Annotated in this window: 21 protein-coding genes and 2 tRNA genes; 17 read left to right on the top strand and 6 right to left on the bottom strand. The window is 69.0% G+C overall.

Annotated features, from left to right (window positions below):
* Positions 1–33: 33 nt before the first annotated feature.
* Entirely contained in the window at positions 34–204 is a 171-nt protein-coding gene (locus EXE45_RS19570) for a hypothetical protein (RefSeq protein ID WP_157746005.1), read from the top strand.
* 111 nt (positions 205–315) lie between these two features.
* Here EXE45_RS19570 and EXE45_RS02965 read toward each other — a convergent pair.
* Positions 316–386: transfer RNA gene (locus EXE45_RS02965), tRNA-Gly, on the bottom strand.
* 118 nt (positions 387–504) lie between these two features.
* On the opposite strand from EXE45_RS02965, the gene EXE45_RS02960 reads away from it, so the two are divergent.
* Positions 505–1,995, top strand: coding sequence for a M28 family metallopeptidase (locus tag EXE45_RS02960; protein WP_092924267.1), 1,491 nt, complete (start codon positions 505–507; stop codon positions 1,993–1,995).
* 32 nt (positions 1,996–2,027) lie between these two features.
* Here the strand turns inward: EXE45_RS02960 and nadE are convergent, their stop codons facing one another.
* Positions 2,028–2,960 (bottom strand): NAD(+) synthase, encoded by a 933-nt coding sequence (gene nadE / locus EXE45_RS02955; RefSeq protein ID WP_137693480.1) that lies wholly within the window; start codon positions 2,958–2,960, stop codon positions 2,028–2,030.
* Between the two features lie 409 nt (positions 2,961–3,369).
* Here nadE and EXE45_RS02950 point away from each other — a divergent pair, with 409 nt between their 5' ends.
* Positions 3,370–3,903, top strand: a complete 534-nt coding sequence (locus tag EXE45_RS02950; protein ID WP_137693479.1) for an Rrf2 family transcriptional regulator — start codon at positions 3,370–3,372, stop codon at positions 3,901–3,903.
* 24 nt (positions 3,904–3,927) lie between these two features.
* Here EXE45_RS02950 and truA read toward each other — a convergent pair whose 3' ends face one another.
* Positions 3,928–4,845: a tRNA pseudouridine(38-40) synthase TruA gene (truA, locus tag EXE45_RS02945; RefSeq protein WP_092924273.1), complete on the bottom strand. Its 918-nt coding sequence runs from the start codon at positions 4,843–4,845 to the stop codon at positions 3,928–3,930.
* Positions 4,842–5,357 (bottom strand): universal stress protein, encoded by a 516-nt coding sequence (locus tag EXE45_RS02940; RefSeq protein WP_092924276.1) that lies wholly within the window; start codon positions 5,355–5,357, stop codon positions 4,842–4,844. The genes truA and EXE45_RS02940 overlap by 4 nt, the downstream gene beginning before the upstream one ends.
* 213 nt (positions 5,358–5,570) lie before the next feature.
* Here EXE45_RS02940 and EXE45_RS02935 point away from each other — a divergent pair, with 213 nt between their 5' ends.
* The 10 genes from EXE45_RS02935 (at position 5,571) to EXE45_RS02890 (ending at position 12,347) form a co-directional block, all read left to right on the top strand.
* Complete coding sequence (locus EXE45_RS02935; RefSeq protein WP_137693478.1) at positions 5,571–6,137, top strand: peptidylprolyl isomerase; 567 nt, start codon at positions 5,571–5,573, stop codon at positions 6,135–6,137.
* 139 nt (positions 6,138–6,276) lie between these two features.
* Positions 6,277–6,385 (top strand) — tRNA-Glu (locus EXE45_RS02930).
* A gap of 86 nt (positions 6,386–6,471) precedes the next feature.
* Entirely contained in the window at positions 6,472–7,665 is a 1,194-nt protein-coding gene (locus EXE45_RS02925) for a cystathionine gamma-synthase (RefSeq protein WP_092924282.1), read from the top strand.
* Positions 7,666–7,776: 111 nt separating this feature from the next.
* Positions 7,777–8,724, top strand: coding sequence for a D-2-hydroxyacid dehydrogenase (locus tag EXE45_RS02920; RefSeq protein ID WP_137693477.1), 948 nt, complete (start codon positions 7,777–7,779; stop codon positions 8,722–8,724).
* 195 nt (positions 8,725–8,919) lie between these two features.
* Complete coding sequence (locus EXE45_RS02915; RefSeq protein WP_092924288.1) at positions 8,920–9,918, top strand: phosphate uptake regulator PhoU; 999 nt, start codon at positions 8,920–8,922, stop codon at positions 9,916–9,918.
* A 95-nt stretch (positions 9,919–10,013) separates the two neighbouring features.
* Positions 10,014–10,397, top strand: coding sequence for a hypothetical protein (locus EXE45_RS02910; RefSeq protein ID WP_092924291.1), 384 nt, complete (start codon positions 10,014–10,016; stop codon positions 10,395–10,397).
* Between the two features lie 77 nt (positions 10,398–10,474).
* On the top strand, positions 10,475–10,756 hold the full coding sequence (locus tag EXE45_RS02905; protein ID WP_092924299.1) for a ubiquitin-like small modifier protein 1: 282 nt from the start codon (positions 10,475–10,477) through the stop codon (positions 10,754–10,756).
* On the top strand, positions 10,753–11,112 hold the full coding sequence (locus EXE45_RS02900; RefSeq protein ID WP_137693476.1) for a hypothetical protein: 360 nt from the start codon (positions 10,753–10,755) through the stop codon (positions 11,110–11,112). Before EXE45_RS02905 ends, EXE45_RS02900 begins: the two co-directional genes overlap by 4 nt.
* Positions 11,112–11,552: a hypothetical protein gene (locus tag EXE45_RS02895; RefSeq protein WP_137693475.1), complete on the top strand. Its 441-nt coding sequence runs from the start codon at positions 11,112–11,114 to the stop codon at positions 11,550–11,552. Before EXE45_RS02900 ends, EXE45_RS02895 begins: the two co-directional genes overlap by 1 nt.
* A 69-nt stretch (positions 11,553–11,621) precedes the next feature.
* Positions 11,622–12,347, top strand: a complete 726-nt coding sequence (locus EXE45_RS02890; protein WP_137693474.1) for a fumarylacetoacetate hydrolase family protein — start codon at positions 11,622–11,624, stop codon at positions 12,345–12,347.
* A 35-nt stretch (positions 12,348–12,382) separates the two neighbouring features.
* Here the strand turns inward: EXE45_RS02890 and EXE45_RS02885 are convergent, their stop codons facing one another.
* Positions 12,383–13,237: a hypothetical protein gene (locus tag EXE45_RS02885; RefSeq protein ID WP_092924311.1), complete on the bottom strand. Its 855-nt coding sequence runs from the start codon at positions 13,235–13,237 to the stop codon at positions 12,383–12,385.
* Between the two features lie 113 nt (positions 13,238–13,350).
* On the opposite strand from EXE45_RS02885, the gene EXE45_RS02880 reads away from it, so the two are divergent.
* The 4 genes from EXE45_RS02880 to EXE45_RS02865 all read left to right on the top strand — a co-directional run bounded on the left by EXE45_RS02880 (position 13,351) and on the right by EXE45_RS02865 (position 19,635).
* Positions 13,351–14,493, top strand: a complete 1,143-nt coding sequence (locus tag EXE45_RS02880; protein WP_137693473.1) for a hypothetical protein — start codon at positions 13,351–13,353, stop codon at positions 14,491–14,493.
* 129 nt (positions 14,494–14,622) lie between these two features.
* On the top strand, positions 14,623–16,875 hold the full coding sequence (locus EXE45_RS02875; protein ID WP_092924317.1) for an NADP-dependent malic enzyme: 2,253 nt from the start codon (positions 14,623–14,625) through the stop codon (positions 16,873–16,875).
* Between the two features lie 120 nt (positions 16,876–16,995).
* Positions 16,996–17,808, top strand: a complete 813-nt coding sequence (locus tag EXE45_RS02870; RefSeq protein ID WP_092924320.1) for a MarR family transcriptional regulator — start codon at positions 16,996–16,998, stop codon at positions 17,806–17,808.
* 621 nt (positions 17,809–18,429) lie between these two features.
* Positions 18,430–19,635: a Cdc6/Cdc18 family protein gene (locus EXE45_RS02865; RefSeq protein ID WP_137693472.1), complete on the top strand. Its 1,206-nt coding sequence runs from the start codon at positions 18,430–18,432 to the stop codon at positions 19,633–19,635.
* 121 nt (positions 19,636–19,756) lie between these two features.
* On the opposite strand, the gene EXE45_RS02860 is transcribed toward EXE45_RS02865, so the two are convergent.
* On the bottom strand, positions 19,757–20,317 hold the full coding sequence (locus tag EXE45_RS02860) for a TATA-box-binding protein (protein ID WP_004046033.1): 561 nt from the start codon (positions 20,315–20,317) through the stop codon (positions 19,757–19,759).
* Between the last annotated feature and the right edge of the window lie 532 nt (positions 20,318–20,849).

Below are 20,849 nucleotides of genomic sequence, written 5' to 3'. Positions count from 1 at the left end.
TCGCTTTTCAGGCGTCGAACCCAATGCTAACGCATGTCACAGGACACGCTCTCCGAGTGCCCGTTCTGTGATTTCGAACCGGACGTCCCGCACGACGACGTCAAGAACGCGCCCGAGCAGGCCACGCACCGCGTCCACCAGCACGTCGAGGAAGAACACCCGGACCGAACGGACGAGCTCGACAGCTACACCGGTCCGGGATAGAAGCCAGCGCCCACGCGAATCCCCGGCACACCTGCGGCTCGCGATCTGCTCGCCGTAGGGAGTTCGCCGAGCGAAGCGAAGCAAACGTTGACTGCCGAAGTCAGTCAGAAGTGCACCGTCCGGGAATTGAACCCGGGCTATTAGCTTGGGAAGCTAATGTCCTACCACTGGACCAACGGTGCTCGATTCGAGGTACCCGACCGTCCCACTTCAACGTAGCGTTTCGGCCGACGCCGGCCGACCCCGACGATCCGGTGCCGCGAGCCATACGCTTAAGCCGTCACCGACGCAGGCACGCTCATGACCGACGACGCAGCAGACGCGACGCGAACGGGCGCGGGCGCCGCCGTCGACCGCGTGCGCGAGCGGGCGGCGGCCCTCGCCCCCGCGCTCGGCGCGACCTGGACCGAGGACGAACCGTGGCGCTTCCTCACGGACCTCACCGCGATCGGGAGCCGCATGGCCGGCAGCGAAGGGGAGCGCCGCGCCGCCGGACTCGTCGCGGACGCCTTCGAGCGCGCGGGGCTGGCGGACGTGCGCGCGGAGCCGTTCGACCTACCCGCGTGGGAGCGCGGGTCGGCGTCGCTCGACGTGACCGTCTCGGGCCGGGACGGCGAGCCGGCCACGCGCTCGTTCGAGGCCTTGGCGCTCCCGTACTCGCCGTCCGGGCGCGTCGCGGGCGAACTCGTCGACGTCGGCTACGGCACCCCGGCGGAGATCGACGAGCGCGACGTCGAGGGTCGGATCGCGGTCGCCTCGACCACCACCCCGGAGGGAGGCCGGTTCGTCCACCGCATGGAGAAGTTCGGCTACGCGGTCGAGGCGGGCGCGGTCGGCTTCGTGTTCGTCAACCACGTCGACGGGCAGCTACCGCCCACCGGGTCGCTCACGTTCGGGGAGGAGGCCGAGGCGGTCGCGGTCGGCGTCTCGAAGGAGACCGGCGCGTGGCTCCGCGAGTACGCGGTCGGCGGGACCGTCGGCGGCGCCGAGCGCGGCTCCGTCGGCGGCGCGGTCGACACGGCGAGCCAGGGGACGACGGGCGGATCGGGGTCCGTCGCGCGGGCCGAGCTCTCGGTCGAGGCGTCGACGACGCCGGGCGAGAGCCGCAACGTGATCGGGCGCGCCGGGCCGGACACCGACGAGCGCGTCCTCCTGCTCGCTCACTACGACGCCCACGACATCGCGGAGGGCGCGCTCGACAACGGCTGCGGGATCGCGACGGTCGCGACCGCGGCCGAGGTCTTAGCGGACGCCGCCCTCCCCCTCGGGGTCGACGTGGTCGCGGTCGGCGCCGAGGAGGTCGGACTGCTCGGCGCCGAACACCTCGCGGACCGGCTGGACCTCGACCGCGTCAAGGGCGTGGTCAACGTCGACGGCGCGGGGCGGTTCCGCGACCTGGTCGCGCTCGCGCACGCCTCGACGGCGGCCGCGTCGGTCGCGGAGGCGGTGTCGACCGCGACGCGCCGGCCGATCGAGGTGGACGCGCAGCCGCACCCGTTCTCCGACCAGTGGCCGTTCGTGCGCCGCGGCGTGCCGGCGCTCCAGCTCCACAGCGACTCGGGCGACCGCGGTCGGGGCTGGGGCCACACCCACGCGGACACCCGCGACAAGGTGGACGACCGGAACGTCCGCGAACACGCGATGCTGATCGCCCTGCTCGTCGTCGAGTTCGCCGCGCCCGAACGCGACCTGCCCCGACTCGACCGGGACGAGCTCGCGGCCGCGTTCCGCGAGGCCGACTTCGAGACGGGGATGCGCGCGGCCGACCTCTGGCCGGCCGACTGGGACTGAGCGGTCGGGCCCGACCGGCGCCGACCGCTCGATCACTCCACGTCCGCGTCCGGGGTCGGCGGCGGGAGCCGCTTGTGCGCCGTCGCGCGGTGGCGTCCGAGCAGTTCCGCGACGAGCTCGCGGTCGACGTCGAGGTCGGCGTCGGCTCCCCCGATCTGCTCGACGACCGACTCCGGGTCGAGCCCGCGGTCGACGCCGAGGTGGAGGACGGGGTCGACGACCTCGTACGGGGCGCCCAGGTCGTCCGCGTCGCGCTGGCCCGGGAGGAACCCCGCGCTCGGCGCCTTTTCCACGACGAACTCCGGCACGTCGAGCTCGGTCGCGAGCGCTCGCACGCCCGTCTTGTAGAGGTGGCCAAGCGGGAACAGGTCGGCCCCGCCGTCGCCGTGCTTCGTCAGGTAGCCCAGCAGGAGTTCGCTCCGATTCGCGGTGCCGCAGACGAGGCGGTCCGTCGCGTTCGCGGCGAGGTAGGCGACGGCCATCCGGAGGCGCGCGACGGCGTTGCCGGACCGGACCGGCTCGTCGTGGAGGTCGAAGCGGTCCGGGACGACGGCGCCGAACTGCGCGAACAGCGGCTGGAGGTGGACCGTGTCGTGGTCGATCCCCAGCGCCTCGGCGAGCGCCTCGGCGTCCCGGGCGTGTGGCGCCCCGACCTTGTTACACGGGAGGATCAGCCCGTACACGCGGTCGGCGCCGAGCGCCTCGACCGCGAGCGCGGCCGTCACCGTCGAGTCGAGCCCGCCGCTCATGTTCACCACCGCGCCGTCGGCGCCCGCGGCGTCGACTCGGTCGGCGACGAACGACCGGACCCGGCCGCGCTCGACCGCGGGATCCCGGTCCGGAAGCAGCGAGGGCGGAACCGGCCGAGCCCGGGCGGCATCTCGGTCGCCGCCCGACGCGGAGGCTCCCCTCGAACGCCCGTCTGCGGCCCCGTCCGGGTCGAACGCCGACTCGCGGTCAGCCATCTTCCCCTCCGGCGCGGGCCGTCCGGCGGGCCGGCCCGTCGGCGGCTCCTCGCGGAACACGGGCGCGTCTCTGCGGGCGGTCGCGAGCGTCGCGTTGGATCGTCATCTGTCGACCGCCGCTTCCGGTCGGGCTGGTAAATACTTGCGGTGTAGATGGTATAAGGAATTAGTACGTTTGTATCTCATAACAGAATTATCTCTCGTTTTCAGTCGATGTTCGTCTTATTCTATCCGGCATAATAACAGTGTCTCGGAGAATGCTCCCGTCACGGAGACCGATCTCTCATCTCGAAGAAATTGTGCCGTATTTAGTAACGTTTGTTGAAAAGTACGTCGTACAAAGACTTTTCTAAGAATATAATGTCGTTATATACGAACATTTATCAGTCAAATGCGCTTCAATCCGTACATGTCGGAAATTCGTCTGAGTTCGAGTCAGAAACGGGTGCTCACCGCGCTCGTGAACCTCTCGGAGGGCCGGGAGGCACCGGTACAGGGTCGAGAGATCGCGGACGCCATCGACCGCAACGCGGGGACGGTCCGGAACCGGATGGGGAGCCTCCGGACGCTCGGACTCGTCGAGGGGGTCGCCGGGCCGGACGGCGGCTACCTCCCGACCGACGACGCGTACGACGTACTCGGTATCGAGCGGCTGGAAGAGGCCGCGACGACCCCGGTCGAGCGCGAGGGCGACCCCGTCGAAGACGTCACCGTCGCGGAGATAGACCTGTCCAGCGTCGCGAACCCGGAGCTGTGCCGCGCCGAACTCGTGATCCGGGGTCCGGTCGGTCCCTTCGACGCGGGCGATCACGTGACCGTCGGGCCGACGCCCGCGACCGGACTGCGGCTCTCGGGCGTCGTCGACGCGACGAACGTCGACGGTAACAGCCTGCTGGTCCGCGTCGACGGGATGGAGACGCCAACCGGCGGGTCAGCGGCCTGATCGGCGCCGCTTCGCGGATCGAGTTCACACCTCCTCGGCGGCCGAGAACAGCCTGTCCCGGACCGCGCCGGTCGCGGCCGCGGCGTGGCGGGCGTCCCGGTGTCGCTCGCCGAACGCGACGCGCGCGCTCTCCGCGGCCTCGCGGTCGACGGCGAACTCCGCGTCGGGATACGTCACGTCCCACAACACGAGCGGCTCCGGCGGTGCGGGACCGACGCCTCGCTCGCCGGGAATCGGTTCGGCGTCGAGCAGGCGGTCGATCCACGCGGGGTCAGCCGTCCCTCGGCCCACGGCGCGAGCCGCTCCGATAATGCGACGCACGAGCGCCCGCGGGAAGCCGTCCGCCGCGATCTCGACCACGAGCGCGTTCCCCTCGCGAGTCGCCGCCGTGTCGAGGTCGCGAACGGTTCCCGTCTCGTCGGCGGTCAGGTTATGGAAATCGTGTTTCCCGTCGAACCGCGCGAGTGCGGTTCGGAACCGATCGTCGTCCACCGCGTGTTCCCGGTCTCGGCGCGCGGCGCTCGAGGGAGCGTCCGCTCCGGACTCGGGGGCGTGGAGGTGATACCGGTAGGTCCGCCGAACCGCGTCGTGCGTCGCGTGGAAGTCGTCCGCGACGTCGGCGGCGGCCCACACGCGGACCGACCCGGGGAGGTGACCGTTGAACGCGCGCGGCGTGAGCCACGTCGGCGCCTCGAAGGCGACCGTCTGGGCCACCGCGGAGACGCCGGCGTCGGTTCGACCGGCGGCGGCGTAGCCGGGCGGCGTCGCGTGCGTCGCCCCCGATCCGCGGTCGACGACCCCGTGTTCGGCGAGCGCGCTCAGGAGCGCGTCCCCGACCGTGTGCGCGTGCGGCTGGCGCTGGAATCCGGCGTACTCACGGCCGTCGTACGCGACCCGGAAGGCGCGGGTGACCGTCTCCCGCGCGGTCGGCTCGTCCGTCACTGGGGACCGGACGCGTCGCCGCCGTCCGTCGAGTCGCCCGCGTCCTCGTCAGTGTCGGTCGGCTTCGTCTCTCCCCCGGCCTCGTCGGGATCGGCCATCGGAACGGTCACCACCGGCACCGACGCGACGCGGACGACCTTTTCCGTGACGCTACCGAGGAGCAGCCGGCGGATCCCCCGTCGGGTGTGGCTCGGCATGACGACGATGTCGGCGCCGTCGTCGATCGCGTTCTCGATGACGTCCAGCGGCTCGCCGCGGACGACGCTCCCGACCGCCTCGACGCCTCTCGCCTCCAGTTCGGCGGTCACCGCCTCGACGCGCTCCTCGGCTGCCTCCGCGAGCCGGTCGGAGAAGACGCCGGTCCGCGGGCCCGCGAGCGTGTCGACGGCGGTGTCGGCGGCCGAGAGGACGTGGACCGTCGCGTCGTACCGCTCGGCGAGGCTGGCGGCGTGCGGGATCGCGTCGTTCGCCTCGCCGCCGGGCGCGACGGGCAGGAGAATGTCGTCGTACATACGTGGTACTGCTCTCGCCCGGCAGAAAACGATACCGGCCGTCGAGGCGGTCGGACCTCGGTCCGTTGCGGTCCGAACGCGGCGACGGACAGAACGGGGGTCGGACCTGTGTCGACGCGTCTGCGACGTTCGTTTATAAATGGGATGTTCGCGGTCCGCGAGCTTCCCGCACGGATGGGCAGGGTTTTCCGACGCGCGTCCCTCCCGGAAAGCATGGCACGAGAGGTTTCCGACCCCGACAACCCGCAGGTGACGATTCAGACCAACCACGGCACTATCGTCGTCGAGCTGTTCGCCGACCGCGCGCCGAAGACGGTCGAGAACTTCCTCGGCTTAGCCCGTCACGACCCCGCGGCCGACGCGGAGCCCGCGCCGGAGACGAACACGTGGGAGGACCCCAAGACCGGCGAGGTGCGCGGCGACTCGCTGTACGAGGGGATCGTCTTCCACCGCGTCATCGACGACTTCATGATCCAGGGCGGCGACCCGATGGAGAACGGTCGCGGCGGCCCCGGCTATCAGTTCGACGACGAGTTCCACGACGACCTCACCCACGACGGGCCCGGAATCCTCTCGATGGCCAACTCCGGCCCGAACACGAACGGCTCGCAGTTCTTCATCACGCTCGACGCCACGCCGCACCTCGACGGTAAACACGCCGTCTTCGGTCAGGTCATCGACGGGATGGACGTCGTCGAGGAGATCGGCGGGGTGCCGACCGGGCGCAACGACGACCCCCGCGAGGCCGTCGAGATCGAGAAGGTCGACGTCGACGAGTAACGACGCCGACTGCGCCCTCGACCGTGCGCTGATGCGCCCTCAACCGCGTGTCGATTGCGCCCTCGACCGCGTGCGCCGCCGTCCCACGCTGTGGGGACTTGAGAAGAGTTAAATCGCCCCCGACGTAACCACCGTTCGCGCTCGGTTGGTGTAGTCCGGCCAATCATGTTGGCCTTTCGGCGGACGCGGCGCCTCGGCGCCGGTTCGGAAGTCAGCCGACGACCAGGGTTCAAATCCCTGACCGAGCATCCACTCTCACACCGCGAGTGGCGCGCCTCATCTGCCGGTCGGTCCGAAGGGGAAGAATCACCAGCCTCGGAAACGAGGTGTCTCCATGAGCGACCGATCCGACGAGGGCGACGGCGAACTCCCCGACGACCGCCGCATCGAGACCCGAGCGATCCACGCCGGCCAGGAGCCCGACCCGGAGACGGGGGCGCTGATGACGCCGATCCACGCGAACTCGACGTACGAGCAGGACGCGCCGGGCGAGCACCGCGGCTACGAGTACAGTCGGACCGGGAACCCGACGCGCACCGACCTCGAAGCGAACCTCGCCTCGCTGGAGTCGGGCAGCCACGCGCGCTGTTTCTCCTCGGGGATGGGGGCGATCAACACCGTTCTCAACCTGCTGTCCGCGGGCGACCACGTCGTCGCCGGCGACGACGTGTACGGCGGCACCCACCGAATTCTCACGCAGGTGTACGACGAGTACGACATCGACACGACGTTCGTCGACACCACCGACCACGACGCGGTCCGGGCGGCGTTGCGCGACGAGACCGAGCTGGTGTGGGTCGAGACGCCGACGAACCCTCTGATGAACGTCAACGACATCGGCGCGCTCGCGGACATCGCCCACGAGCGCGACGCGCTCTGCGCGGTCGACAACACGTTCGCGACGCCGTACCTCCAGCGCCCGCTCGAACACGGCGCCGACGTCGTCTCCCAGTCGCTGACGAAGTACCTCGGCGGCCACTCCGACACCATCGGCGGCGCGCTGATCGTCGACGACGAGGAGCTAGACGAGCGGCTCGGCTTCTACCAGAACTCCGTCGGCGCGACCCCCGGCCCGTTCGACGCGTTCCTCGTCCTCCGCGGGACGAAGACGCTCCCCGTGCGGATGGACCGTCACTGCGAGAACGCGATGGAACTCGCGGAGTGGCTGGAGGCCCACGACGCGGTCGAGCGCGTCTACTACCCCGGGCTGGAGAGCCACCCGGACCACGAGCTGGCGGCCGAACAGATGGACGACTTCGGCGGCATGCTCTCGTTCGAGCTGGCCGGCACCCTCGACGAGGCGTCGACGGTCGTGAGCGAGACCGAGGTGTTCACGCTCGCGGAGTCGCTCGGCGGCGTCGAGAGCCTCATCGAGCAGCCGGCGGCGATGACCCACGCGGCCATCCCGCGCGAGGAGCGGCTCGCCGCCGGGCTCACCGACGGCCTCATTCGGGTGTCGGTGGGGATCGAACACGTCGACGACATGAAGGCCGACCTTCAGGCCGCGTTCGACGCCGCGCTGTCGTAGGTCGCGTCGCTCGGCTTCGTCGGTCTCCCCGCTTCGGCTTCGCTGGTCGCGCCGCCACACTCGGCGGCCGACGACTGCACAATTTTTATCGGTACCGCCGAGACTCCCCGTATGAGCGACCCGGATATCCTGGTGCTCCGACAGACGATTCACGGACTCGGTCCCGACGAACTGACGGCCGCCCTCCGCGACCGACTTCCCGGCGCCGAGATCGTACGAGCGCGGACACCGGCGGCGGAGCGCGACCTGATCCGGACGGCGCGGGTCGCCGTCGGCCTCAACGTCGACGAGGGACTGCTCGACGCGGCCGAGGAACTGGAGCTGTTCGCCTGCGTGTTCGCGGGGACGGGACATCTCCCCCGAGACCTGCTCGCGGACCACGGGGTCGCCGTGACGAACGCCTCGGGCGTCCACGGGCCGAACATCGCCGAACACGTCGTCGGGTCCATGATCGCGCACGCGAGGCAGTTCCACCGGGCGTACCGCCAGCAGTCCCGCCGCGAGTGGCGCACCTACGAGACGACGGAGGTGTACGGTTCGACGGTCGCCGTGGTCGGCCTCGGCGCCATCGGGCAGGCGGTCGTCGAGCGACTGGCGGCGTTCGATGTCGAGACGGTCGGCGTCCGCTACTCTCCCGAGAAGGGCGGCCCGACCGACGAGGTGTACGGGTTCGACGAGTTCCACGAGGCCGTCACCGACGCGGAGTACGTCGTGCTGGCGTGTCCGCTCACGGAGACGACGCGGGGGCTGGTCGACGCCGACGCGCTCCGGACGATGCGGCCCGACGCTATCCTCGTAAACATCGCGCGCGGCCCGATCGTCGACACCGACGCGCTCGTGACGGAGCTTCGGAACAACCGCATCCGCGGCGCGGCGCTGGACGTCACCGACCCCGAGCCGCTCCCCGAGGACCACCCGCTGTGGGGGCTGTCGAACGCGACGATCACGCCGCACAACGCCGGCCATACGCCCGAGTACTACGAGCGCGTCGCCGACATCCTCGCCGACAACGTGGCGCGATTGGACGCCGGCGACGAACTCCGTAACCGCGTGGTGTGAGAGGGCACCCCGACCGACGGTGGCGGATACTATATATCTCTATATAATCTGTGCGTCTTCGGTGGATGACAGCCATTACTGTCGTCGTCAGCGTATGCTTCGCCCGTTTCGCTCGGATTCAACCGCCAGATAGGGGCTCTTCCGAAGGTATATATTTTGATCAAAATTAAGATGATCCGCTCCGGAGGGTGTGGTATGGAAACGAGGAAGGTTCAGGTCACCGGCGGTTCGACGTACACAGTCTCGATTCCGAAGACGTGGGCGACCGACAACGACGTCGAGGCCGGGACGGAGATCGAGTTCCACCCGGACGGCGATTCGCTGTTCCTCACGCCGCGATCCGAGACGGAGCGGACGCGGGGAACGCTGGACATCGCGAACCTGACCGGGCAGGCGCTCCGCCGCGCGGTGACGACCATGTACGTCAGCGGCTTCGACATCATCGAACTGGAGGCCGCGGAGATCACCACCGAACAGCGCTCGACGATCCGCGACGCGGTCCAGAGCCTCGTCGGCCTCGAGGTGTTAGAGGAGACCCGCGACCGCGTCGTCGTCCAGGACTTGCTCGACTCCTCGGAGCTTTCGATCCACAACGCGGTCACCCGGATGCGGCTGATCTCGCTGTCGATGCTCGAAGACGCGATCACCGCGCTCGCCGAGCGCGACCACGACCTCGCGCGCGACGTGATCGGGCGCGACGACGACCTCGACCGGCTGTGGCTCGTCGTCTCGCGGATCTTCCGCGCCACGCTGCGGACGCCGAAGGCCGCCGAGGAGCTCGGACTCCCGCGCGAGGAGTGTTTCGACTACCACTCCAGCGCCCGCCAGCTAGAGCGGATCGGCGATCACGCGACGAAGATCGCGCACCTGACCCTGAACATCGACGATCCCCTGCCCGACGAGGTCGTCGACGCGGTACGCGACCTCCACGGCGACGCCGTCGACGTGATCGACACGGCGATGGACGCGCTGTTCGACGACGACACCGAGGCGGCGACCCGCCGGGCCAACGAGGCGCGAACCGGGGTCAGGGCGATCGACGAGCGCGTCAGATCCATCGACGAACTCCTCCGCGACCTCGACCCGACGCGCGCGCAACTGCTCGGACTCGTCGTCGACTCCGTCCTCCGGTCGGCCGACTACGGCGGGAACATCGCCGAGACCGCGCTCCAGAAGGCCGCGCCGACGCCGTGAGGGGGGTTCGCCAGACCCCTGCCGAGAGGCTCGGTGCCGCGATCGTCGTTGCCGGGTGAACGGGTTTTTTGAGCGCGCTCCTCCGAGTGGATAGCATGCCAGAGATCGAACTCGGCGTGCCGAAGGGCGTCGTCGAGTCGCTCCCGGAGGAGGAGGGGACCGCCGAACGCGACATGCGGCGCGCCATCACGGGGATCCAGTCGCGCCTGAACGACGCCCTCGCGGACGCGGACCCGGACGAGGCCGCCGAGGTCGTCGCCGACGCGGTCGAGCGCATGGAGTCACAGGCGAGCACCTACCACGAGTTCGTCCCGGAGCTGCGCGCGTGGGGGCAGTCGCCCATCTACGCCATTGCGTGGCGGAACCTCTACCTCGAACTCATCGGGCAGCTGTACGACCACGAGTGGCTCGCCGACGACCTCGACCGCGAGCGTAACTTCCGACTGGTCGAGGACGGCATCCGGCTGTCCGATCTGTGACCGGCGGCGCGTCGACTCCGTGGGCGCGGCTTTCCGCGGCCGGCCGCTTTTAAGCCGCCGCGGCCCGAACTACGGGTATGGAACTGGAACTGCGGTTCTTCGCGACGTTTCGCGAGGCCGCCGGCGGGAAGACGGTGAACGCCGAGTTCGCCGACGGCTCCACGGTCGGTGATATTCTGCGCGAACTGGAGTCGGAGTACGAGGGGATGGAGGGTCGCCTCGTCGTCGACGGCGACCTCGCGCCCCAGATCAACGTCCTGAAGAACGGCCGCGAGGTGCTCCACCTCGACGGGCTCGACACGCCGATGACGGACGGCGACCGGCTCTCCGTCTTCCCGCCGGTCGCGGGGGGCGCATGAGCGGCGACGGCTCGGCGGCGGAGGGGACCGACGACGACGCGAGTGCCGACTCGCCCGGGCCCCCTGTCTCGGAGGAAGGCTGGGAGCGCAAGACGGTGGCGTACCGGGGCATCTCCCGCCGGCTCGCGGCTCACTACCTCCGCAACCTGGGCGGGGAACTCGTGGGGACCGACGACCCCGCGGAGGCGACCCGCGTGGACGGCGACGGCTGGCGGGTCACCCTCAGCGCCGAGAAGGTGACCGCGGCGGCCGCCATCAGACTCACGGAGGTGACCGCCGAGTTCGTGGGCGACCCCGAGGTCCTCGCCGAGCTCCTCCCGAAGTACCGGCAGAAGGCGATGCGCGCCGGCGGGTGATGTCGGACGACGCCGACGCCGGGGCTGGCGGCGACCGGGAGGGCGCCGGCCGGGATCCCGGGCCGTACCCGATCGAGGGGACCGCGCTGGTGAAGACGGCCGCGCTCGCGAGCGTGCCGGCCGCTCGCGTGCCGACGCTGCTCGCGCGCGTCCAGGCCGATCTCGGCCCCAGGATCGACGCGTATCGCCGGCGCTACGAGCGGATCGCGGCCGAGCCGGACCGCGAGACGTTCCTCGTCGAGCCGGACCACTGGGTGGCGGTGGCCGACCGCGTCGGGCTCAGCGACCGCGAGCGCGACGCCGCGGTCCGCGCCCACGAGGCGGCCGTCGAGCGGATCGGGTCCGGGAGCGGTCGCCGGGCGGAGTTCGACACGGCGCTGGAGATCCGGTCGGGAGTCGTTATCGGGGTCGACGCGGACGGCGAAGCGGGCGACGACTGATCCGCGTCCCCCTCCGCGGTCGCCCGCGATCACCGACGCCTTTTCGTGTGACAGCGTGGACGTGTCCCCATGCGACTCGCTCGACTGCTCACGCCGGACGGACCCGTCGCCGGCCGCTACGTCGACGGCGCGGTCGTCACCGGCGACGGCCGCTACGAGGTCGGTCGCGACGGGCGGCTGCTCCCACCGTGCGACCCGACCGCGCTGTACTGCGTCGGTCGGAACTACGCCGAGACGCTCGAACAGATGGACTACGAGCGGCCGGAGGAGCCGGACTTCTTCGTCAAGCCGCCGGCGAGCCTGCTGGCGCACGGCGAGCCGATCCGGTACCCCGAGTGGACCGACGAACTGACGTACGCCGGCGAACTGGTCGCCGTGATCGACGAGCGGTGCCGCGACCTCGACCCCGAAGCCGTGCCCGACGTCGTGCGCGGCTACACGGTGATGAACGACGTCGACGCGCTGGACCAGCAGGGCCGGACCGCGCGCAAGGCGTTCGACGGGTCGGCGCCGCTGGGGCCGTGGGTCGAGACCGACGCGGACCCGACGAGTCTCGACATCGAAACCACCGTGGGCGGCGAGACGCGCCAGGACGCCAACACGGAGCTGATGCTGTTCGGCCCGCGCGAGGTCGTCTCGCATCTCTCGAAGCGGTTCACCTTCGAACCTGGGGACTGCGTCGCGTTCGGTAGCCCGGCGAACCCCGGCCTCGTCGAACCCGGCGAGCGCGTCGAGATCACCTACGAGGGGGTCGGTACCCTCTCGAACGCGGTGGTCGCGCCCGGCGCGGAGTGAGCGTCTCCGGGAGCGGCGGCGAGAGGCGGTCGGTCTCAGCGACCCGTCGGGTCGAGGTCGTCGACGTTCGCGTCGTCGATCAGGCGGTCGGCGTTCGTTAGCGCCGTCTCGTCGCCGGTTCGGACGTATTCACCGAGCGCGTCTGCGGCCTCGACGAGGGCGTCCGCGGCCGCGGGCGGCACGTCGCCCCCGAGCGCGTCGACGCGCGTGACCCGGTCGCGGAGGCGCTCGAAGGCGTCGCGAGCCGGTCCGACTCTCGCTTTTGCGCTCTCTCCCTCTACGGTGACCGCCGGACCGTCGCCCTCGCCGGCGTCGTCTGAATCGGCACCGCGGGAATCGGCGTCGTCTGAATCGGCACCGGTTTCGAGTTCGTCGAGGAAGTCGAGCGCGTCGCTGCGATACGCCTCGACCGCGCGCACGGCCGCCATCCCCCGGGCCTCGCGGAGCGCGGTCGGGACCTCGTCCGCCGGGGGTCGGTCGCCGTCGTCGGCGCCGGCGAGGAGGTCGAGGAGGTACTCGCGGTCGGCGTCGGTCGGGTCGCGCAGCCGCTCGAAACAGTCGACGGCCTCCAGCAGTTCGCGGGCCGCGAGGTACGTCGCGTCGAGCGGCGCGAGCCGGCCGCCGTCGATGAACCCGCGCTTCCGGCAGTACTCCCGGAGGTCGGACCGGAGATCGTCCGTCCCCGACCGGGGGAGGGTCTCGGGCGCGTCCCCGAACCGCTCGCGGTGAGCGGCGAGGTCGAGCGAGACGGGGGCGTCGGTGTGGGCGGTGCGGGCGTCGACGCCGACGCTGCGCAGGTCGCCGCAGCTCGGACACGCGACGGAGCCCGTCTCGTAGTACGACCACCGCGCGCCACAGGACTGGCACTCGCGTTCGCCGCGGACCTTCATACGGGGCGGTTCGTCGCGTCCGCCCTAAACGACTGCGGGTCGCACGCCCGTCCCTCGAACGGGCAACCCGATCCGTGGCCAGCCTATTTCACGCTCTCCGGCGAACGGTCGGTATGACCTGGCACGCCGTCGACGCGGTCGACCGCGCCGTCGACGCGACGCGGCGGTTCCTCTTTCCCTTCGAGGCGGTGCGATGGGCGAAGCTCGCGTTTCTCGCGCTCGTGATGGCGGGCGGGGGCGCCGGAGCGTCGCGGGTCGGATCGGCGTCGCTCGGCGCCTCGGCCGGCGGAGTCGGCGCCTGGAGCGAGCCCGTCCCGACCGAGCTCGAGTCGGTGCCCGCGGGCGTCGAACGCGTCGCGGGCGTCGAACGCGTCGCGGCCGTCGAACGCGTCGCGGCCGCGGGCGCCGAGCGGCTCGCCCGGCTCGACGCCGCGCTGCTGGCCGGGATCGCGGTCGGTGCGGTGCTCGTGGCCTCCGTGTTCCTCGCGTGTTCGATCGCGTTCCGGCTCGCCTTCTACGACGCGCTCGCGACGACAGAGGTCGCGCTCTGGCGGCCGTTCCGCGACCGGTTCCGGCAGGCTTTGGGACTGCTCGGATTCTCGGCAGCCCTCGCGGCGGCGACCGGACTCCCCGCGGTCGCGCTCGCGGTCGCCGTCGACCCGGCGGCGTCGCGAACGGTCGGGATTCCGTTCGGCGGGGCCTCCGGGTCGTCGACGATCGCGTCCGCAGCGGTCGGGGCGTTCGCCGCGTCCGCGGTCGCGCTGGCGCTGATCGGGGCCGTCGGTTCCCGGCTCACCTTCGAGTTCGTCGCCCCCGCGATGGTCGCCCGCGACGCGGGCGTGCTCGCCGGGTGGCGAGCGGTGTGGGCGTCGATCCGCGAATCGCCCGGCGACGTGGCCGCCTACCTCGCGGTTCACGCCGTCCTCGCGGCCGGCGTCGGGATCGTTCGGGCCGTCGCCGTCGCGTTCGTCGGCGGCGTCGTCGCCGTGACGGGGCTCGTCGCGCTCCTCCTCGCGGCGGTTCCGCTCGGCGGGGTCGGGGCGTTGATCGGGACGACCACCGGGGCGGTCGTTCTCGCGACCGTTCTGGCCTGCGCGCTCGCCGCCGTCGCGATCCTGACGCTCCCGGTCACCCTGGTAGTGCGGACGTACCTGACCGCGTTCGAGGTCTCGACGCTCGCCGGGTTCGATCCCGACCTGGCACCGGTCGCGTCGACGCTCGCCGCTCGCGGCCCGTCGGAATCGGCCGGGGGGTGATTCGCCGGTCAGTACGCGTCGTCCGGGGTCTCCGCACCGGTGAGCGACCGTCGGATGATCGTCGAACGTCGAATATCGGGTTCGACGCCTTCGGATAGCTTTTTACTCCGTTCACGAATGGAGGGAGACATGGGACTGGATGACGACGCGCGGGAGTATCACCGACAGGATCCGCCCGGGAAGATCGAGATCGAGACGACGAAGCCCACGAACACGCAGCGAGACCTCTCGCTGGCGTACTCGCCCGGGGTCGCGGCGCCGTGTCGCGACATCGCGGCCGACCCCGAGTCCGTCTTCGAGTACACGGCGAAGGGGAACCTCGTCGCCGTCGTCTCGAACGGGTCGGCCGTCCTCGGGCTCGGCGACATCGGCGCCGCCGCCTCGAAGCCCGTCATGGAGGGGAAGGGGGTGCTGTTCAAGCGTTTCGCCGACATCGACGTGTTCGACATCGAACTCGATATCGACGCCGTCGACCCGTTCTGCGAGGCGGTGAAGGCGATGGAGCCGACGTTCGGCGGGATCAACCTCGAGGACATCAAGGCTCCAGAGTGCTTCGAGATCGAGGAGCGGCTCCGCGAGGAGATGGACGTCCCGGTGTTCCACGACGACCAGCACGGCACCGCGATCATCTCCGGTGCGGCCCTGATGAACGCGGTCGACATCTCCGACAAGGACCTCTCCGAGATCGAGATCGTCTTCTCCGGCGCCGGCGCGTCGGCAATCGCGACGGCCCGGTTCTACGTCTCGCTGGGCGCGCGCAAAGAGAACATCACGATGTGCGACTCCTCGGGGATCATCACCGAGGAGCGCGTCGAGGCGGGCGACGTGAACGAGTACAAGAGCCAGTTCGCCAGCCCGGTCGAGAGCGGCGACCTGGCGGACGCCATGGCGGGCGCCGACGTGTTCGTCGGGCTCTCGGTGGGGGGGATCGTCTCGCAGGAGATGGTCCGCTCGATGGGCGACGACCCGATCATCTTCGCGATGGCGAACCCCGACCCCGAGATCACCTACGAGGACGCGAAGGACGCGCGCGACGACACGGTGATCATGGCGACCGGCCGGTCGGACTACCCGAACATGGTGAACAACGTGCTCGGGTTCCCGTTCCTGTTCCGCGGGGCGCTCGACGTGCGCGCGACCGAGATCAACGAGGAGATGAAGGCGGCCGCGTCGGCGGCCCTCGCCGACCTCGCGCGAAAGGACGTCCCCGACGCGGTCGTGAAGGCGTACGGCGACGACCCGCTCCAATTCGGCCCCGACTACGTGATCCCGAAGCCGCTCGACCCGCGCGTGTTGTTCGAGGTGGCGCCGCGCGTCGCGGAGGCCGCGATGGAGTCCGGCTCCGCCCGAACCGAGATCGACCTGGAGAAGTACCGGGAGCGACTCGAAGCGAGGCTCGGGAAGTCCCGCGAGATGATGCGGGTCGTCCTGAATAAAGCGAAGAGCGACCCGAAGCGGATCGCGCTCGCAGAGGGCACCGACGAGAAGATGATCCGCGCGGCCTACCAGCTGTCCGAGCAGGGGATCGCGGAGCCGGTGTTGCTCGGCGACGCGGACAGCATCTCGAAGACCGCGGCCGAACTCGGGCTCTCGTTCCGGCCCGAGGTCGTCGACCCCGACGACCGGGACGTCTCCGGGTACGGCGACCGACTGTACGAGCTTCGCAAGCGCAAGGGTATCACGAAGCGGGAGGCGGACGACCTCGTCAAACGCGACACCAACTACCTCGGGAGCGTGATGGTCGAAAACGGCGACGTCGACGCGATGCTCACCGGGCTCACCCACCACTACCCCTCCGCGCTCCGCCCGCCGCTTCAGATCGTCGGGTCCGCAGACGACACCGACACCGTCGCCGGCGTGTACATGCTCACGTTCAAGAACCGGGTCATCTTCTGTGCGGACACGACCGTCAATCAGGACCCCGACGCGGAGACGCTCGCGGAGGTCACGCGACACACCGCCGACCTCGCGCGCCGCTTCAACGTCGAGCCGCGCGCGGCGATGCTGTCGTACTCCAACTTCGGCAGCGTCGACAACGAGGGGACGCGGAAGCCGCGGGACGCGGTCGACATCCTCCAGCGCGACGACGGCGTCGACTTCCCCGTCGACGGCGAGATGCAGGCCGACACCGCGGTCGTCGAGGACATCCTCAACGGAACCTACGAGTTCTCCCAGCTCGACGAGGCCGCCAACGTCCTCGTGTTCCCAAACCTCGAGGCCGGGAACATCGGCTACAAGCTACTTCAGCGGCTCGGCGGCGCCGAGGCCATCGGCCCCATGCTCGTCGGCATGGACGAACCGGTTCACGTGCTCCAGCGGGGCGACGAGGTGAAAGACATCGTCAACCTCGCCAGCGTCGCCGTCGTGGACGCTCAGGAGTAGTTCGTCGCACGTCCCACGCCGGTGGGAATTGTCGCACGTCCCACGCCGGTGGGAATTGTCGCACGTCCCACGCCGGTGGGTACACCAATTTTACTTGTTTCCAACTACGATAGTATTGATATGGGACCGAGCGAGGATCCGGGGGAAGCGACCGCACCGCGAGTGCTCGACAACAGGCGCGACGCGACTCGCTACCGGGTTCTCGTCGAGATCGCCGCGCGACAACCGGCTGTGAGCCAAGAGGAGATCGCGGACGTAATCGGCGTGACGTCGCAGGCGGTGAGCGATTACGTTCGGGATCTGGTCGACGGGGGCTTCGTAGAGAAGCACGGTCGCGGCCGATACGAGGTGACGAAGGAGGGCGTCGACTGGATCATCACGCGAACCGACGCCCTCTCGGAGTTCGTTTCCCGGGTGTCGGAGGACGTTCTGGGAAGCGTCGACGTCGACGCCGCGGTGACGACCGGATCGGTCGAGGAGGGAGACGAAGTCGGACTGGAGATGCGCGACGGCGTGTTACACGCCGTCCCCGAGGGCGGATCGGCGACCGCCGTCGTCGTTACCGGCGGTGAGGCGGGGGAGGCCGTCGGCGTCACCGACTTCGAGGGCGTCGTCGAGTACGACCCGGGGATGGTGACGGTGGTTCCCGTTCCGGCGGTAACCGAAGGCAGTCCGCCCCCTCTCGACGTCATTACCGATCGCGCTGCCGGGGCGGAGTTAGTCGCTGTCGGCGGGACCGAAGCGTACGCGCTCGCGACCCGAGCCGACCTTCGGCCGGACGTGCGCTTCGGATCCGCGACGGGCGTCTCGCAGGCCGCTCTCCGCGGCCTCGACGTACTGCTACTAGTGTCGACCGACGAACTCTCCCGACACACGACGCGACTCCGCGAAGACGGCGTTCGGTACGAGGTACGCGACTCCCTCGAACGGTAGGTCGACAGGCGGTTCGGATTCGGTTTTCGATCGGAGAGACACACCGTGTTTCCGGTGAAATGGGGGTGTGGTGGGCTTCGGGTAGCGTCCGTGCGGCGGTGGCCGGCCTTTGTGACCGAACTAAAACAACAGGATTTATTACTTACTCCAGAGTATAGTCTGCCAAGCCAGACGAGCGACAGCCTGCTGGGCGACACCGGGCGTTTCACCGGAAATGCGGTCTCCCCTTCCTCATGCGGTGGCGCCCCCTTCCTCATGCGGTGGCGCCCGGACTCCGGCTCCGGACACCGTGTTTCCGGTGAAAGAGCGCAACCGGTCGGCGCCGCGCCGACTAGTGCCAGTAGTGGCCGCTCACCGACGCTCAGGGGTATTTTCTCTCGCGCTGCTTGCTACTTCCGACTCCTCACGCTCCTTCGGGTCGTCACCCTGTCCTTTTGACCGCCTGTTCCAGCCTGTCCTTTTCGACCGCCTGTTCGGCTTTCCCACCCGACCCCCCAACCGCCCACCCCCGTTTCACCGGAAACACGGTGTGTGTCTCGACCCGTCGATCTCACCACAAACCCCACCCCGCACGCGGTCACGAAACAGAACGCATTTCACCGGAAACCCGGTGTCTCTCTCATGGACGCAGCGGACGATCTCTTCACGAGAGAGGACCCTATCTTCGCGAACAAGGAACTCCTCGAGATCAGTCATCTACCGGGCGAGGGGCGCATCGTCGGTCGGGACGACGAGATTGCCGACTTAGCGACGGCCGTCAATCCGGCCATCTTCGGACAGAGCCCGAGCAACGTGCTCATCTACGGGAAAACGGGCACCGGGAAATCGCTGTGTGCGAAGTACGTCTCGAAGCGGCTCGTCTCGACCGCCAGCGAGGAGGGCGTTACCGCGACGTTCGCCTACGTCGACTGCGCGCAGGACACCACGGAGACGCAGGCGGTCCAGACGATCGCTGAGGGAGTCAACGACCCCCAAGAGACCGGTATCAACGTCCCCGATAAGGGCCTTTCCACCTCCACGTACTACAAGCGGCTCTGGCGGATCCTCGACCAGCGGTACGACGTCGTCCTGATCCTCCTGGACGAGATCGACAAGCTCGACGACGACGCTATCCTGATGCAGCTGTCCCGGGCGGGCGAGGCCGGCAAGATCACCGACTGTAAGCTCGGGGTCGTCGGGATCAGCAACAAGATCCAGTACAAAGACCGAATGGACGAGCGCGTCAAGTCGAGCCTCTGTGAGCGCGAGTTCGTCTTTCCGCCGTACGACGCGAATCAACTCAGGGAAATCATGCAGGCGCGAGCGGACGCGTTCCACGACGATGTCCTCGAACCGTCGACGATCCCCCGCGCCGCCGCGCTCGCCGCGCGCGAACACGGCGACGCGCGGAAGGCAATCGATATCCTCCGATACGCCGGCGAGATCGCACAAGCGAACGGCGAGCCCACGGTCCGCGAGGAGTTCGTCACGCAGGCGCGCGAGCGCGCCGAAACCGATCGGTTCCGAGAACTCATCCGCGGATCGACGCCGCACTCGCGATACGTGCTCCAAGCGCTCGCGCTACTGTCGCTTTCGAACGGGCGTCAAGACGGGTTCCGAACGAGTCGCGTGTACGAAATCTACGAGAACATCTGTCGGCAGGAGGGCTCCGACAGCCTCTCGCTGCGACGCGTCCGCGACCTCCTGAAGGAACACGCGTTCCTCGACATCATCGAACAGTCGAAACACAGCGGCGGCAGCGCCGAGGGCAGTTACACGAAACACCAGCTGCTCGAGGACCCGAGCGTCGTCAAGGAAGTCCTCACCCAAGACGACACGGAACCATAGTCGGGCCACACTCGGTCACTCGGGATCGAACTACCGCCGGTGCAGTTCCGGGCGACTGACCGTCACCGCAACGCTCCCCGTCGAGACGAGGCCACCGAACAGACCGATCGATGCGATCGCGTCAGCCGAGCAGACCGAGTCCTTCGATGCGTTCGACGATTTCCTCGACCGCCTCCTCGGCGTCGTCGGTCCGCTTTCCGCCGGTGATAACGATCTTTCCGCTCCCGAAGAGGAGGATGACGACCTCCGGCTCGTCCATCCGGTAGACGAGCCCCGGGAACTGCTCCGGCTCGTACTCCACGTCCTCGAGCCCGAGGCCGATCGCGAGCGCGTTGAGATTGAGGTTATGTCCGAGGTCCGCGCTCGACACGATGTTCTGAACGGTGATCTCCGGATCGTCCTCCACGGGAATCTGGAGGCCACGGAGCTTCTCGAAGATGATGCCGAGCGCCTCGTGAACATCGTCGATGCTCTTTGCGCCCGTGCACACGATCTTTCCGGAACGGAAGATCAGCGCGGCGGCCTTCGGCTCCTGGGTACGGTACACGAGCCCGGGAAAGTTGTCGGGGTTGAAATCAGCACCCGGGAGGTCCTCCGCGAGCGCCTCCAAATCGAGCTCCTGGCCGATACCCGTCGATGCAACAACGTTCTGAATCTCGATCGAGTCTGCAGGGTTCGTCATCGTTCGCTTTTATATGTGGCCCCCTCCCTTATAAACGCCCGTGGTATAAACGACACGCCCGCTCCAAAACGCGTCTCTCCTCTGTTCCCCGTACGCGTGAGTCTCTGGATCCTACCGGCTCACTATGACAAGTATCGGATAACTTTCCGGATATCGACCCACCATCGAGCCACTCGACGGTCGCGTTCCTCCCTCCCCGCTACCTCTCCCTGTCGAAATCGCTCGTCGCGGATCGTTCCATGAAACCGCATGACGTGGCGTAGATGCTTCGACGGGGTTAAATACAACCCGGGCATTCGAATAAACGCGAGGCGCCCCCTACGAGGGGGCACCGACCGGCCGCAGACGCGGCCGGTCAAAGCGTTCCGACGTGCTTAAGTGTATAAGCCCGTTCGGTCGATACGCGAAGAAACGCACCGCGGACTCGGGCCGTTCAACTCGGCCCGGTTTCGCAGAGTCGGTTCGTCCGACTCATCTGATGAGGATCACGCCCCCTGCGCTCCGGCGTAAGCGGTGATCTGATGTGAGCCGT

It is taken from the genome of Halorubrum sp. SP9 (genome assembly GCF_005435015.1).
GTDB classification, from domain to species: Archaea; Halobacteriota; Halobacteria; order Halobacteriales; family Haloferacaceae; genus Halorubrum; species Halorubrum sodomense.
Note: the sequence above shows the minus strand (reverse complement) of the source record. Positions and strands in the feature narration are given on the sequence as shown.

What these genes read in the sequence shown, in the direction of transcription:
- EXE45_RS19570 (WP_157746005.1), top strand. Translation starts at nt 34, where the DNA reads ATGTCACAGGACACGCTCTCCGAGTGCCCGTTCTGTGATTTCGAACCG.
- EXE45_RS02960 (WP_092924267.1), top strand. Translation starts at nt 505, where the DNA reads ATGACCGACGACGCAGCAGACGCGACGCGAACGGGCGCGGGCGCCGCC.
- nadE (WP_137693480.1), bottom strand. Translation starts at nt 2,960, where the DNA reads ATGGCTGACCGCGAGTCGGCGTTCGACCCGGACGGGGCCGCAGACGGG.
- EXE45_RS02950 (WP_137693479.1), top strand. Translation starts at nt 3,370, where the DNA reads ATGTCGGAAATTCGTCTGAGTTCGAGTCAGAAACGGGTGCTCACCGCG.
- EXE45_RS02940 (WP_092924276.1), bottom strand. Translation starts at nt 5,357, where the DNA reads ATGTACGACGACATTCTCCTGCCCGTCGCGCCCGGCGGCGAGGCGAAC.
- EXE45_RS02935 (WP_137693478.1), top strand. Translation starts at nt 5,571, where the DNA reads ATGGCACGAGAGGTTTCCGACCCCGACAACCCGCAGGTGACGATTCAG.
- EXE45_RS02925 (WP_092924282.1), top strand. Translation starts at nt 6,472, where the DNA reads ATGAGCGACCGATCCGACGAGGGCGACGGCGAACTCCCCGACGACCGC.
- EXE45_RS02920 (WP_137693477.1), top strand. Translation starts at nt 7,777, where the DNA reads ATGAGCGACCCGGATATCCTGGTGCTCCGACAGACGATTCACGGACTC.
- EXE45_RS02915 (WP_092924288.1), top strand. Translation starts at nt 8,920, where the DNA reads ATGGAAACGAGGAAGGTTCAGGTCACCGGCGGTTCGACGTACACAGTC.
- EXE45_RS02910 (WP_092924291.1), top strand. Translation starts at nt 10,014, where the DNA reads ATGCCAGAGATCGAACTCGGCGTGCCGAAGGGCGTCGTCGAGTCGCTC.
- EXE45_RS02905 (WP_092924299.1), top strand. Translation starts at nt 10,475, where the DNA reads ATGGAACTGGAACTGCGGTTCTTCGCGACGTTTCGCGAGGCCGCCGGC.
- EXE45_RS02900 (WP_137693476.1), top strand. Translation starts at nt 10,753, where the DNA reads ATGAGCGGCGACGGCTCGGCGGCGGAGGGGACCGACGACGACGCGAGT.
- EXE45_RS02895 (WP_137693475.1), top strand. Translation starts at nt 11,112, where the DNA reads ATGTCGGACGACGCCGACGCCGGGGCTGGCGGCGACCGGGAGGGCGCC.
- EXE45_RS02890 (WP_137693474.1), top strand. Translation starts at nt 11,622, where the DNA reads ATGCGACTCGCTCGACTGCTCACGCCGGACGGACCCGTCGCCGGCCGC.
- EXE45_RS02885 (WP_092924311.1), bottom strand. Translation starts at nt 13,237, where the DNA reads ATGAAGGTCCGCGGCGAACGCGAGTGCCAGTCCTGTGGCGCGCGGTGG.
- EXE45_RS02880 (WP_137693473.1), top strand. Translation starts at nt 13,351, where the DNA reads ATGACCTGGCACGCCGTCGACGCGGTCGACCGCGCCGTCGACGCGACG.
- EXE45_RS02875 (WP_092924317.1), top strand. Translation starts at nt 14,623, where the DNA reads ATGGGACTGGATGACGACGCGCGGGAGTATCACCGACAGGATCCGCCC.
- EXE45_RS02870 (WP_092924320.1), top strand. Translation starts at nt 16,996, where the DNA reads ATGGGACCGAGCGAGGATCCGGGGGAAGCGACCGCACCGCGAGTGCTC.
- EXE45_RS02865 (WP_137693472.1), top strand. Translation starts at nt 18,430, where the DNA reads ATGGACGCAGCGGACGATCTCTTCACGAGAGAGGACCCTATCTTCGCG.
- EXE45_RS02860 (WP_004046033.1), bottom strand. Translation starts at nt 20,317, where the DNA reads ATGACGAACCCTGCAGACTCGATCGAGATTCAGAACGTTGTTGCATCG.